Origin of the sequence: Pilosibacter sp. YYHA0881, from assembly GCF_051602715.1 — a bacterium.
Classification (GTDB): Bacteria; Bacillota; Clostridia; order Lachnospirales; family Lachnospiraceae; genus Alitiscatomonas; species Alitiscatomonas aceti.
Window position 1 is genome coordinate 3,030,305 of the sequence record NZ_CP175657.1, and the last position, 14,154, is coordinate 3,044,458.

General features: G+C 55.3%; 11 protein-coding genes and 2 pseudogenes. All 13 read left to right on the plus strand.

Features of this window, described 5'->3' with window-relative positions:
* The first annotated feature begins 57 nt into the window (after positions 1–57).
* A complete protein-coding gene (locus ACI6NM_RS14270; RefSeq protein ID WP_262427010.1) occupies positions 58–1,044 on the plus strand; it encodes a SpoIID/LytB domain-containing protein in 987 nt (328 codons plus the stop codon).
* Positions 1,045–1,089: 45 nt separating this feature from the next.
* The gene (locus ACI6NM_RS14275) at positions 1,090–1,863 is read left to right on the plus strand and encodes a M23 family metallopeptidase (protein ID WP_262427011.1); all 774 of its coding nucleotides are present in this window, start codon (positions 1,090–1,092) and stop codon (positions 1,861–1,863) included.
* A gap of 185 nt (positions 1,864–2,048) precedes the next feature.
* On the plus strand, positions 2,049–2,651 hold the full coding sequence (locus ACI6NM_RS14280) for a lactate utilization protein (RefSeq protein WP_262427012.1): 603 nt from the start codon (positions 2,049–2,051) through the stop codon (positions 2,649–2,651).
* A 43-nt stretch (positions 2,652–2,694) separates the two neighbouring features.
* Positions 2,695–3,105 carry a CBS domain-containing protein gene (locus ACI6NM_RS14285; protein WP_022272461.1) on the plus strand — a complete coding sequence of 137 codons (411 nt, stop codon included), beginning with the start codon at positions 2,695–2,697 and terminating at the stop codon, positions 3,103–3,105.
* A gap of 304 nt (positions 3,106–3,409) precedes the next feature.
* The gene (locus ACI6NM_RS14290; RefSeq protein ID WP_438500931.1) at positions 3,410–8,722 is read left to right on the plus strand and encodes a fibronectin type III domain-containing protein; all 5,313 of its coding nucleotides are present in this window, start codon (positions 3,410–3,412) and stop codon (positions 8,720–8,722) included.
* Complete coding sequence (locus ACI6NM_RS14295; RefSeq protein WP_262427014.1) at positions 8,723–9,994, plus strand: hypothetical protein; 1,272 nt, start codon at positions 8,723–8,725, stop codon at positions 9,992–9,994.
* A gap of 372 nt (positions 9,995–10,366) precedes the next feature.
* The gene (locus ACI6NM_RS14300; protein ID WP_022272456.1) at positions 10,367–10,618 is read left to right on the plus strand and encodes a spore coat associated protein CotJA; all 252 of its coding nucleotides are present in this window, start codon (positions 10,367–10,369) and stop codon (positions 10,616–10,618) included.
* Positions 10,606–11,115 (plus strand): spore coat protein CotJB, encoded by a 510-nt coding sequence (locus ACI6NM_RS14305; RefSeq protein WP_262427015.1) that lies wholly within the window; start codon positions 10,606–10,608, stop codon positions 11,113–11,115. The genes ACI6NM_RS14300 and ACI6NM_RS14305 overlap by 13 nt, the downstream gene beginning before the upstream one ends.
* Before the next feature lies 1 nt (position 11,116).
* Positions 11,117–11,665, plus strand: a pseudogene (locus ACI6NM_RS14310) (manganese catalase family protein); the annotation flags it as partial.
* A 371-nt stretch (positions 11,666–12,036) separates the two neighbouring features.
* On the plus strand, positions 12,037–13,011 hold the full coding sequence (locus ACI6NM_RS14315) for a helix-turn-helix domain-containing protein (RefSeq protein ID WP_262427026.1): 975 nt from the start codon (positions 12,037–12,039) through the stop codon (positions 13,009–13,011).
* A 24-nt stretch (positions 13,012–13,035) separates the two neighbouring features.
* Complete coding sequence (locus tag ACI6NM_RS14320) at positions 13,036–13,254, plus strand: DUF5348 domain-containing protein (protein WP_262427027.1); 219 nt, start codon at positions 13,036–13,038, stop codon at positions 13,252–13,254.
* Positions 13,255–13,347: 93 nt separating this feature from the next.
* Positions 13,348–13,830 (plus strand): PcfB family protein, encoded by a 483-nt coding sequence (locus ACI6NM_RS14325; RefSeq protein ID WP_262427016.1) that lies wholly within the window; start codon positions 13,348–13,350, stop codon positions 13,828–13,830.
* A pseudogene (locus ACI6NM_RS14330) lies at positions 13,827–14,123 on the plus strand (VirD4-like conjugal transfer protein, CD1115 family); the annotation flags it as partial. The gene ACI6NM_RS14325 and the pseudogene ACI6NM_RS14330, both read left to right, overlap by 4 nt.
* Between the last annotated feature and the right edge of the window lie 31 nt (positions 14,124–14,154).

The window sequence follows — 14,154 nt, forward strand, 5'->3', positions numbered from 1 at the left end:
TAAAAAGAAAGCCTGTCTCATAGACTTTACAAAAAAGGATATGAGGTGGGCTTTTTTATGAAGCGGTTTCTGACTGTTTTGATGATCATGGTGATGATCCCCTATGTGACGACCATGGCCTGGACAGGCCGGATCGGCGGCGGGGATTTTACGGGCTTTGAGGAGCTGGCGGGAGCCGGGGGAGAAGGAAGCCAGGGCGGCTCTCTGGGAACTGATGGGAACGGAGTGGCCGGAAGGCGGTATGTGGCTGTGGAGCGGGAAGGAAAGGTTTCGCGGGTCCCGGCGGAGGATTTTCTGGTCCATGTGCTGGCGGCCCAGATCCCGGCAGATTTCGGGCCGGAGACTCTGAAGGCCCAGGCAGTTATAGCCCGGACGTATATCTACCGGGAGATGAACGGGGCGGAGGAGATCCCGGAGGAGGCCCTGGACATGGACGCCTTGAGCGGAGCGCAGATGGAGGAGCTGTGGGGCGGGACTTACCAGGAGGATTACAGCAGGATCAGGGAGGCGGTGTCCGCCACCAGCGGGCTTTATCTGGCTTATGAGGGAGAACCGGCGGAGGTGTTTTTCTGCCGGGCGGCCTCGGGGGCCACAAGGCCTGGAGGACAGGAGCATCCATGTCTCAGACAGGCGGAAAGCCCAGGGGATCTTCTGGCCGACGGATATCTGTCCATTGCGGTCTTCACGCCGGAGGACCTGGCCCGGAGGGTGAGCGCCATTCCGGGGGCGGTCTCTCCGGATGCAGACCGGCTCCTGGAGGAGATCCAGGTGGCGGAGCGGGATGGGGCCGGATATGTGGTCCAGATCCAGATTGGTCCGAAGACCTACTCCGGGGAAGAGGTCCAGTACGCCCTGGGCCTGTCCTCCCCGTGCTTTTATTTCGATGAGCTCCAGGGAAAGGTCCGGGTCACCTGCAAAGGGATCGGTCATGGGTACGGCTTCTCCCAGGCCGGAGCCTCGGCGCTGGAAAAGGAGGGGCTCGGCTTTGAAGCACTTCTGGACCATTATTTCCAGAATGTGGAAATTTTAAAAGAGGGAATCTGAATAAGACGTGTCACTTTGGTAAGAATAGTACCGAGGTGATAAAACGTGAAAGAGAGAGTAAACCAGCTTTTCAAGGATAAGTTAGTTCTTGTGATGCTAGTGCTGGGCCTGCTGACTATTGTTGCCGCAGCAGGCGCTGTGAGGATCCGGAAGGGCGCCCAGAACATGGAGGAGAGTCCGTATCTGGAGATCAAGGAGCCGGAGGGGATGATCGCCGGGGAGACAGAGCCGCCCAGGACCGTGGCGGGAAGCTCCAACGCCCAGGAGGCGGAGCCAGCCGGGGCCGGAGCCGGTTCCCATGTAACTGAAAACACCATGGGAGCGGCAGAGACAGAAGCCGCGGCCCTGGAGGATCCGCCGGCAGACGAGGCCGGAGCAGCGGCCGGGGATTCTCTGGTCCTGGATTTTACGGAAAGCGACAGGCTTTTGTGGCCGGTACAGGGAAATGTGATCCTGGGATACAGCATGGACACCACCACCTGGTTCCCGACCCTGGAGCAGTATAAATGCAATCCGGCCAACGTGATCCAGAGCGAGGTGAGCACGCCTGTTTCTGCCCCGGCCGATGCCAGGATCCTGGAGGTAGGCGTCAATGAGGAGATCGGCAATTATGTGCGGCTGGATCTGGGCAACGGCTACCAGGCCGTCTGCGGCCAGTTAAAGGAGATCCCGGTGGTGGAGAACGAGTACGTCAGCCGGGGCGATGTGCTGGGCTATGTGGCCGAGCCCACCAAATATTATTCCCTGGAAGGGGCCAGCCTGTACTTTGAGCTGCTTTCCGGGGACGAGCCTGTGGACGCTCTGGATTATCTGGAGTAGGGGACAGGGAAGAAATTATAAGGATCTGGAAAAATGGACCGCCTGGAAAATACCCGGCGGTCTGTTTTTTGACGTTAATATGAATTTAATAAAAAGTTCACAGAGTTTTCGTGAAAATGTGAGAGAAATATGGTAAACTGTACATAACTTTACAGAGCGGTAAGAAAAAAGATGGAGGAAAAGCAATGGATTACGGGAAATTAAAAAAGAATTTTGAGGACCACCGGTTTCTCACCTCGTACTTTGAGACCAGGGAGGAAGCGGCTGCTTATCTGAAGGAAAAGATCCGCGGGGAAAAGGTGGGCTTTGGCGGCTCCATGACCTGTCAGGAAATGGGGCTGTACGAGCTTCTGAAGGAAAACAACCAGGTGGTCTGGCACTGGAAGGACGAGATGACGGCGGCAGAGGCCAGAAGAGCGGCCATGGATTCCACCGTATATATTTTAAGCGCCAACGGCGTTTCGGAAACCGGGGAGCTGGTGAATATTGACGGTACGGGAAACCGGGCGGCGGCCAGCCTGTTTGGTCCGGAACGGGTCTTCTATGTGATAGGAAGGAATAAGATCGCCCCGGACCTTCACAGCACCATTGCCCGGGCTAAAAATACGGCCTGTACGAAAAATGCCAGACGCCTTGGGGTCAAGACGCCCTGTGCCGCGTCGGAAGAGCTGCGCTGTTATGACTGTAATAGTCCGGCCCGGATCTGCAGCGCCACAGTGATCCTGGAGCGTCCCTGTAACGGAATGACCGTGGAGCTGGTCTTCATCAACGAGGACCTGGGATATTAGGGCACAGGGAACGGGCGGATATAGACTAAAGGAGAGAGATGAAATGAATATATTGTTTTTTCTGACACCGAAGAGTGAGGTGGCTTACATCCATGATGATGAAAGCCTCCGGCAGGTTCTGGAGAAGATGGAGTACCATAAATATTCGGCGGTGCCGATCATCAGCAGGCAGGGGACCTATGTGGGGACCATCACCGAGGGGGATCTTCTGTGGTACATAAAAAACCAGCTGGATCTGAACCTGCAGGAAGCAAGAAGGATCCTGATCACCAATGTTCCCCGCCGTTCTGACAATACGCCGGTGAGCATTGACAGCAATATGGAGGACCTTTTAGACAAGGCCATGAAGCAGAACTTCGTTCCGGTCCTGGACGATAAGAAATCTTTTATCGGGATCGTCACCAGAAAAGACATTATGAAGTATTTTGCGGATAAAATGAAAAAAACAGAATAAATGCAAAAATTTTCTTTTCAAAAAACGTCTGATGTGTTATACTGGGCGTCATGAGACGGGGAAATAGGATCCGGCCAGAAATCTGATTCTGACCGGATTTTTTATTTGATAGGAAATTCCTATCAAATAAAAAAGCACTTCGTGCAGAATCGCACTGCGGCGGTATGGAATTTCGTCGCAAATGCGACCCGCCGCAGGCGGAGAATCCTGCAAGAGCAGGATTCTTTCTTGTGCCATGGGGACCGAAGATCCCCTAAAAAATGGATACTCCGCAGGCAATAAATCTGATCCATAGGAGGAAAGTGTGAAAAGAACTGTGAAAAAGAGAACGGGAATGCGGTCGGCAGCGGCTCTTCTGGCGGTCCTTATGGCTGTGCAGAGCCCACTGGGACGGACGGGAGCCATGGGAATGCCGCAGAAAAACCAGAGGACCCGGATGACCGCCACCATGTCGGATGCGGCGGCCGGGGAAGAAGCCTTAGCCGGACTTCTGGAGGAGAGGAACGGGATCCTTAGGGTGGAGGTCCAGGGCGTCGTAAAGGCTCCGGAGACCACCTGGAATGTGGAGCTGTATCCGTCGGAGGAAGAGGATGCCTCCATAGCCGAACCGGCCTTTGGAAGCCTTACCCTGCCGGCCGGAGACGGGAATACATACACAGAGGGGAGCTGTGAGCTGACGGAGCTTCCCGATGGGACGTATGATCTCAGGATGGAGCCGGAAAACGATACGGTCTCCTATGTGGCCTATGAGCAGAAGGGGATCCGGATCCAGGGGGACATGGTCTCCATCCGTTTAATGAACGATGCGCCGGAAAACCACGGATACGGGGAGAGCGGAGCCGGAAGCCGCATCGGTGTTCTGGCCATGGGCGACATTGACGGCAGCGGGGCTGTGGATGAGGACGATAAGGAGGAGCTTCTGAAGCTGGCAGCCTCCGGCCAGGTCCATGACGATCTGTTTTATGACCGGGCCGATCTGAACGGCGACAGTCAGGTGGATCTGGCGGATGTGGCATGTTTTGCAAAGTATTATAAGGAAGATGTAAGGACTGCCCGGGAGATCCGGACCATGCGGATCACAGAGGAAGAGATCCATACGGCGTCCGCCAGCAACGCGGAGATCTCCCAGGGAACGGTGGAGCAGCTGTTTTCCGGTGCGGCCAGCCTTACACTGGAAAGTGAGGAGGCCATTTCCGGGGAGAATCCGGTGACCATTTCTGCGGAGTTTGACTCCGGAAAGACCATGGCCGGGTTCGTCATCGACCCGGTGGACGGCTCCGGCAACACCATTGTGGACGGAACTGTTTCTGTGGAGACAGAAAAGGGAAAAGAAAAGGTCTTTGAGATCGAAAACGGAAAAGTAAAGGAACGGAGCCTGGGAAGGGCGCTTCTGGAATTTTTCACAGGAAAAGAGGAGACCGTAAGCCAGGGAGGCCCCATCGTCATCGATCTGAAGGGCCAGACAGCCGTGAAGAAGGTGACCATTAAGATCAGCCGGACCCTGGGGAACACTGCCCTGGTGGATATTGCAAAGGTGGAGTTCCTGGGGGATATGAAGGAACGGATCCCGGAGCCGGAAATGACAGCGCCGGAGCGGGTGCAGGTGGAGAACGGGGACGCGTCCTTTACCGTGACCTGGCGGAAACAGCCCAATGTGACGGGCTACGAGGTGACGGTCCATGGCGTCAACAGTAAGAAAAACGAGGTGACACAGACCTTCCAGACGGATAAGCCGGAATTCCGGGCAGAAGGCCTGGGAGACGGGGCGCTGGCCAATGGAAATTCCTATGAGATCCAGATACGTTCGGTGAACGGGGCCTGGAAGAGCCCGGCGGCAGAGGCTGTGGGACAGCCCAGGGCGGCCAGCCTTCCGCCTGCGCCGGAAAATATCACGGTGACATCCCGGTATAAGGGGCTTTCCATCAGCTGGAAGGATATGATGGATACAGACAGCTATAACCTGTATTACAGGAAGTACGGCGACTCCCAGGGAGCGTACACGAAGATCCCGGATATCCAGGAGAACCGGTATGAGCTTAAGGGGCTGGAGGATAAGACAAAGTATGACGTTTATCTGACCGGCGTGAACCCGCTGGGAGAGGGGCCGGAATCGGTCCACTATACGGGAGTGACGGCGGCCCTGGATCCGCCGGTGACGCCGGATTACAAGCGGATCAATGTGGAGGTGCCGGGAGAGCCGGTGACCGCCCATATCGAGTCGGTGCGCTATGGGTATGATGTCTCCAAAGGTGAGTATGATATTGTAGATGGAGACTATGAGACCTCCTGGGTCCGCAAGGATGACTGGGATTCGGGAGCAGAATACTATGATCTGAAAAAAGCCCCCATTGTTTCCTTTGACGGGTCCTATGAAATGGATACTCTGGTGGTGATCCCCGACGGGGACCAGATGTATTCCTATTATAAAGCAGTGCTTTATTACTGGACAGACCGGAACGACATCCAGGACAGCACAAAGAATTCTGTTTCCGGCGTCCTGGAGAAAAAGACCAGCAACAATAAGGCCTACTACGAATTCCGGGCGGACAGGCCCATTGAGGCCGAGGCGGTGCAGCTGACTTTAAGCGCCAGCGGCCGCCGGATCTCCATGGCAGAGCTTAAGTTCTACTACTACGACTCGCTGGAGGACGAGATCATGGACCTTTACGGGGATCCCTACCATGTGAGCCTGCGGTCGGACGAGGACCGGGAGACCATGGGAAAACGGATCCAGAGCCTTAAGGACCGGCTGGACCAGCCGGATCCGGTCAGCGGGGAGCTGCACCCCAGGAAGGAGATCCTGGAAACGGAGCTGGCCAACGCAGAGCGGATCTTCAAGGATGGTGCGCTCCAGGCGGAGATCCAGGCGGTGGACAGCAAGGACACAGGAAGCTCCGACGGCCACATCACCTTCAAGGGCGGTCTCAATACGTACCAGCCCCTGGGCGTGACTGCAAGGGCCGGGGAGACGGTCACCGTCTATGTGGGAAGCCCCGCCCATAAGACCGGGGACGGCACCAGGCTTCAGCTCGTTCAGACCCAGTACCATGGAAGCTCTGCTGCCTGGACCAGGACATTGGGGAATTTAAAAGCCGGAGCTAATGATTTTACGCTGGAGGCCCTGGACCATATGGACCTGGAGCGGGGCGGACAGCTTTATGTGGTCTACACCGGAGAGGCAGGCCGGGAGCAGTACGGTGTCCGTGTCAGCGGAGGAACGAAGATCCCGGTGCTGGACCTTTCGGATACAAAGGATCCGGCGGAGCGTCTGAAGCTGGCGGAGGCCTATGTGAACGGGCTGGAGGCCATGGTCCAGGATATGGAGGCTCTCCATAACAGGGATCATCAGGACTATTCTTATGATGAAAAGAACTGTATCTACGGAGCCACGGACATCGTGAGCCGGTATACCATGATCTCCGGCCCCTCGGACCAGATCCTGGAGGGACTGTCCGGGAATACGGCGGCGGAAAAGGCAGCGGCCCTGGAGCAGTCCATGACAGCCATGGATCAGATGGTGGAGATGTTCTATGCCCATAAGGGCTTAAGCACGGCATCCGATGCCGAGCCCCACAACCGGGTACCGGCCGGCCGTCTGAATATCCGCTACCAGAGGATGTTTGCCGGTGCCTTCATGTACGCCGGAGGCCTCCACATCGGTATCGAGTGGCCCCAGTTTAAAGAAATGGTAAACGGAAAGCCCGTGATTGCGGACGCAGAGGGAAGGTATCAGTCCGGCAGCCTGTTCGGATGGGGGCTTTCCCATGAGATCGGCCATGAGATCAACGAAGGGGCCTACGCGGTGGCGGAGGTGACCAATAACTACTATCCGCTGCTGGCCCAGGCCAGGGATACCAATGATTCCCTGCGGTTCAAATACGAGGACGTATTTAAAAAGACCACCTCGGGAGCCAGGGGAAAGGCGTCTGACGGGGCGGTGCAGCTGGCCATGTACTGGCAGCTCCATCTGGCCTACGATATGGGCGGCTATAATTTCAAGACCTTTGATACCAGCAAAGAGCAGCTGGAAAATCTGATCTTTGCCAGAATGGATTCCTATGTGCGCAAGCCATCCTCGGCACCGGGAGCGGAAGGAAATAAGCTGAAGCTTTCCGGGACCGATAAGGACAATGTGCTGATGCGGCTGGCGGCGGCTGCGGCCCGGAAGGACCTTCTGGACTTCTTCCGCCACTGGGGCATGGAGCCGGACGCAGACACTGTGCGCTATGCCTCCCAGTTTGAGAAGGAGGAGCGGGGCATCTGGTTCGCCAACGATGAGAACCGGGTATGGCAGATGGAAAACCGGAACACCTCCCAGAAAACGGAGTCTTCCGCCAAGGGAAGCGTTCCCCAGGGAACCATCCAGTATGTGAACGGAGAAAACCAGGTGAACCTGGAGATCTCCGGGGACACAAACGTATGGATCTACGAGATCGTCCGCTGCGAAAGGGACGGCGGAACGGAGAAAAAGCAGTCTGTGGGCTACGCATACGCACATGATGGAGAGGCTGTATTTACGGATGTGGCCGCCACAGCCAACAACCGGGTCTATACGTATGAGATCACCGGATACGACAAATGGCTGGCGAAAACGGCTCCCGGAAGAACGGGAGAGGTGAAGGTGAGCCACAGGGGCGACATCGACCGGACCTTATGGACCGTCAGCACCAACCTGACCAACAGTGAGCTGGAGGAGCCGGGAGAGTATCATCCGGATACCTATGTGCAGCCAGGGCTGGAAAAGATGGTGGATCTGGAGACTGAGGGCGCTGTTACCACCTTTACAGGCTCTGTAAAGGCCGGCCAGACGCCGGAGATCGTCCTGGAATTAAACCAGCCGGAGCTGGTGACCGGGCTCGTTTACACGGCGGCTGAGGGAACTCCCATAGGAAAATTCAGCGTCAGCGTCAGCCAGGACGGAAGCTCCTGGGAGAGGGTCCCGGTGAGCGCAGATACATTTACCCTGGAAGACGGCAGCCAGACCGTGTACTTCCATGACGGCACCGTTCTTTATACGTACGACGCGGCCTTTGTGAAGCTGACGGCAGACGGCCAGGGAGGCCGGGAGCTTTCCATATCGGATCTTTCCCTGCTGGGCCAGACAGGAGATAATGTGGAAATGGATACGGCCGGTATGGGAAGGCTCACGAAGGACTTTGCCATCAACGGCGGGGCAGACGGAGTGATCCCGGAGGGCAGCATCGTGTTTACAGGAACCTATAAGGGAAACCCGGCCTATAACGTGGTGCTTTTATGGGACGAAAAGGGCCAGATCGTGGGAGGAACGGATGCGGATGGAAACATCCAGGCAGAATCCCTGATCCTGGCAAAGGTTCCGGAAAACGGCCTCCTGGGAGAGGTCAGCGACGGCATCTGGATCTATTACCTGCCGGAGGGGACCAGTCTTCCAGAGCATGTCCGGGCAGAGCTTTACCGGGTGGACGATGCGGAGACTCTGGAGGGCCAGAGGACCGTCAGCTCCAGTCTGACCATAACGGTTCCGGAACAGCTGCCGGAGCTGGAGCTGGATCCCGGCTCCGGCCCGGCGGCCGGGAATGAACGGCTGAGGAAAAGAGACGGCCTTGGGGGCCGGACCAGAGAAGGAGAGAAGAATTAAGTGAGACGAAGGATCATAGGAAGCCTTATGGCCGCGGCATTTATAGCCGCGGGGACGGGGATCGCTGCCCTGGCTGCCGGAGGCGGATATATTCAGATGGAGTCTGGAAAGAAGGAGAACCAGGTAAGGATCTCCCTGGATTTTTCCGGAGACCGGGAATTCGGGAAATACATGGAGGATATTGGAGCTGTCCAGGTGGATCTGGCCCTGGAGACCCCGGAACCGGAAGATATCACCCGGGCAGAGTTTACCTTTGAAGCCAGTATCCAGAAGGATCCGGATGTGAAGATCCGGGATGGGATCTTTTTAGAGGATACCGGCCGGTTCAGCATTTTCCTGGCTGGGAACGGAACGGGAGACGGCCTGTTTAACGGCGGGAAAAAGCTGGAGCTGGGCGTGCTCCAGACGGCCTCCACGGAGGACATCACCCTCCGGGTGGAACGGATCGCCGCAGCGGCCGGAGAGGAGCTGGTCTTTGAAACGGACGGAGGAAGAGAAAACGAGTTTCTGCTGAGAGCCACTGACCCCGGAGAAGACCAGGGAGAGAACGGCGGCTCCGGAGACGGAGATAACTCTGGAAATGGAGATGGTTCTGGAGGGGAAGATGGAAACGGCGGAGATCCCGGAGACGAAGGGGGTTCCGGGGATGACGGCACCAGCGGCGATGGAGACGGCACTGACGGAAATACTGGCAATGGCCAGGGAAATAACGGCGGTTCTGGGAACGGCTCTGGAAATGGCTCCGGAGGAAGCTCCGGCGGCAGCTACCGCCCTGTGAAGAGCACAGGCTTTATCTGTCCCCAGGTATCTGCCAGAGAGACTGCAGGCCAGTGGATCCAGACAGGAGAGGACTGGCAGTTCCGGTTTTCTGGCGGCGCGATGGCTATGGACTGCTGGATCTTTAAGGGCGGCGAATGGTACCATATGGGAGCAGACGGCCTTATGGACCGGGGCTGGCATTACCAGAAGGAAACAGGAAGCTGGTATTATCTCAGGGAGAACGGCGCCATGAAAAAGGGCTGGATCCAGCTTTCCGGCATCTGGTACTACCTGGGAACGGCAGACGGCCGCATGGCTGTGGGCTGGCAGAGCATCGGTGAGAAATGGTATTACTTAAATCCGGCGGAGCCTGTGCCTGTGCCGGCAACGGATCCGGTCACAGGACAAACGGTGCAGAGCACGGAGGGACAGCTTCCCTACGGGGCCATGTACCAGAACCGGAAGACTCCCGACGGCTTCATGACAGGAGCCGACGGAGCCTGGATGGAATAGGAAACGTCAGGAGAAACAGAAGACAGCTTTGGCAGACAGCCGGCGTCCATGGAAACTGCATTCATGGACGCCGGTTTTTTATGTCATAGGAAAGTACGTCCCATGACATAAAAAACGCTCCGCGGGGATCGCCATGCGGCGGAAGGGAATTATGCCGCAGAAGCGGCCCGCCGCAGGCGGAGAAGCCCGCAATCGGGCTTCTTTCTTGTAGGAAACTGTGGCAAAGGCGCTCCGCAGGGACCGCCATGGGCCGAAGGGAAGAAAGGCACCGGGACCTGTCCTCTGGCCTGGAAAAAGGAAACAGGCCTTCTATGTACCGGAACGGGAGAATATGCATACCTTATTACTAGAAAATGAAAGGAGAAGGAGCTTATGAATTGTAATCAGAATCCTGACGGGACCGCCCGTATTCCCGGGATGATGCCTGTTCCGGGACCTGGACCGGTCCATGTGGATGGAAATATGCCGGGCGTCTGGGACCGTTTTCCGGTGGGCATGGGCTATGTTCCCATGCAGAACTGGGAAACGCCATATCCCATAAGCCACGGTTTTATGCAGGGAACGATTTTCCCGTCTTTAGATTATCCGTTTATGATGGGAGGGTGCAGAAAATGGCAGAGATGAATTGTGGAGCCAGCGGAAAAGATCCCGGCGTAACGGGACAGTGCTGTAAGAAGAGCTGCCAGGGCCAGATCCAGGTCCAGGCTTCCGTCCAGGCCAGACCCCAGGGCCAGACCTGCTGCCGTCCGGTCTGTCCGCCCCCGGCCCCCGGCGGAGGCGGCTGCGGATTTCCTGGTATGTATCCGCCGGCAGGAACTGCCTGCGGGATCCGTCCCGGTACGGGCCAGGGCTGCGGGATGTGTCCGGGAATGGATCCGTCCCGGCAGGCGCTGATGAAGCAGATCAACGAGGCCAGCTTTGCTGTAGATGAGGCGGTCCTGTTCCTGGACACCCATCCGGACTGCGCCCAGGCCATGCAGTATTACCAGAGCGCTGTCGGCGCCAGGAAAGCGGCCATGGACGCATACCAGAGCCGGTTCGGCCCCCTGCTGGTGGATGACGTTATAGGGAATACCTGGACCTGGGTGACGGAAAAATGGCCCTGGGAAGGAGGATGTTAATATGTGGAGGTATGAAAAACGGCTTCAGTACCCGGTAAATATCAAGGAGCCCAACGCGGGGCTGGCAAAGCTGATCATTAGCCAGTATGGTGGCCCAGACGGTGAGATGGGAGCGTCCATGCGTTATCTTTCCCAACGGTATTCCATGCCCTATGGGGAGCAGAAGGCAGTGCTTACGGATATCGGCACCGAGGAGCTGGCCCATCTGGAAATGATCGCAGCCATTGTGCACCAGCTCACGAGAAACCTTTCGGCAGAGGAGCTGGAGGCCCAGGGCTTTGCTCCCTATTATATCGACCATACGGCCGGGATCTGGCCCCAGGCGGCGGGCGGGATCCCCTTCAATGCCTGTGAGTTCCAGTCCAAGGGCGATCCCATCACAGATCTGTTTGAGGATCTGGCAGCAGAGCAGAAAGCCCGCACCACCTACGACAACATTCTGCGTCTGGTGAAGGAAGCGGATGTGTGCGATCCCATCCGCTTCCTCCGGGAACGGGAGATCGTTCATTTCCAGAGATTCGGTGAAGCAAACCGGGAAGATTGTAGTAAAAATTCAAGAGTGTTGAAAGCCCACAAATACAGCATTTTTGGAAATCTACTATCAATCAGAAAAATGCAGGACGTAGGCATAAGCCGCCCTATCTGCTGCTATACCTCAAAATTGATAAGAAAAAAAGAGATAGAACAAGCTATTTTTATTTACAACTTAATATTGACCCGCAAGGCGGCGTTTCTCACTCCTACACAGGAGAACAGGAACGCTGCTTTTTTTATGCCCTCATGTTACGCAGTAAGGGCAAATAAAGCCTTGATTTATGCGGCTCTTAGAGCGCGAAAATGAGAAAGACAAGGGTTGATACCTTTTCCCTCAAAACCGCGTTTCTACTGCGTAACAAATCCAACCAAAGGAGTGATGAAGCTATGGCAGTTTTCCGCGTGGAAAAGAACAAAGGTTATACGGTTATGAGCAACCACCATTTACGCAACAAGGAACTTTCCCTAAAGGCAAAGGGCTTGTTATCGCAAATGCTCTCACTTCCTGAAGATTGGGACTACACCCTTGCAGGACTGTCCCTTATCAACCGGGAAAGTATCGACGCTATCCGCACCGCTGTATGGGAGCTTGAAAAAGCCGGATATATCACAAGGCGGCAGGGACGCGACGAGAAAGGCAAAATGACCGCTATTGAGTACACCATTTACGAACAGCCACAGCCCCCGGCATTGGATTGTCCGGTATTGGAAAATCCAACAGCGGATAAGCCGATATTGGAAAATCCGACACCGGATAACCCGACGTCGGAAAATCCAACGCAATTAAATAAAGATATACAAAAGACTAACTTACCAAAAAAAGAAAAATTAAATACAGATATATCAAGTACCCATTCCATTCCTTTCCATTCCCTAAATCCCTCTCCCTTAGAGGACGCGGCACAGCCGCCGGAACGGAAGCGAAAGGAAGCGACAGACGCATACAGCGTGTATGAGGAAATCATCAAGGACAATATCGAGTACGACTATCTGATACAGGACAGATACCTTGACCGGGACAGGATAGAGGAAATCCTTGCCCTTATCCTTGAAACTGTCTGCACCAAACGAAGAACAATCCGTATCGCAGGGGACGACTACCCGGCAGAGCTTGTAAAAGCAAAATTTATGAAGCTGAACGGCGAGCATATCCGCTTTGTGCTTGATTGTATGCAGGAAAACACCACCAAAATCCGCAACATCAAGCAGTACATGAAAGCTGCCCTTTTCAATGCCCCGTCTACGATTGGCAGCTATTACACGTCCCTTGTATCTCACGATATGTACGGCGGGCGCGCTATCCAGTCGGCAAGAAGCAAGGGCATACCCGATTACACCTGCAACGAGGGCGAAAGCCTGTAAACCAACCCAAAGGAGGATTTTATGATGACACTGAAAACAGGAGCTTTGATTTTTGATGAAACCGCTGACCGCTACGACATTCGCTTTGACGTAAACGACTATTACGGGGGCTTACATTGCGGCGACTGCATGGAGGCTTTTGTGCGGGGCAAATGGAAGCCAACCCGTATGGAGTACGGGGACAACTGGTATCTTGTGGGTATTCGGGCGGCAGACCTTTCCGGGCTGCGGGTACGGATTTAACAGGGCGGCGTGAAAACGGACGCTCTTTTTTCATGCCCGCCCCTCTTTCCGGCGGCGGGCATACCACCATAGAACACGAAAGGAGGAACCCCATTGCAGGAGGAAACCAACGAAAAGACCATAGCCCTCTACATTAAGACCGGGAAGCTGACCGCGCAGCAGCTCCAAAAGGCTATGAAAGTCCTGCTTGCACAGATGAAAAAGCAGCATGAGAAACAGAAAATCCCGCATGGCAAGCAGACCCTAAAGCAGCTTATGAAGCAGAACGCGGGCGTTTCCAACATCGAAATCACAAAGGACAATATCAAAGCCTTTGAGAGTACGGCGAAAAAATACGGGATTGACTTTGCCTTAAAGAAAGACAACACCGAAACCCCGCCCCGCTATCTTGTATTTTTCAAGGGACGGGACGCGGACGCACTGACGGCAGCTTTCAAGGAGTTTTCCGCAAAGAAGCTGACGCAGGAACAAAAGCCCTCTATCCGTAAGCTAATTGTTTCTCTCAAAGAAAAGGCGGCGGCTCTGAACGCACAGCGGGAAAAAGTGAAGAAAAAGGACAGGGAGGTATCGCTATGAAGCCGGAACTTAAAAAGCTGCTTATCCTAAATGCCCCCTATCTGCTCTTTGTCTATCTCTTTGATAAAATCGGACAGACAGTGCGGCTCTCTCCGGGAGTTGACCTTTCCGGCAAGGTGCTGTCGCTTGGGGAGGGCTTTTCTATGGCTTTTGCAAATCCACTTCCGAGCCTTGCTCCTATGGATTTACTGATAGGGCTTTTCGGCGCGGTGCTTATCCGGCTGATTGTCTATGTTAAAGGCAAAAACGCGAAGAAATACCGAAAAGGTGTGGAATACGGTTCTGCCCGTTGGAGTGCATAATTTTAAGTGTAAATGACACATA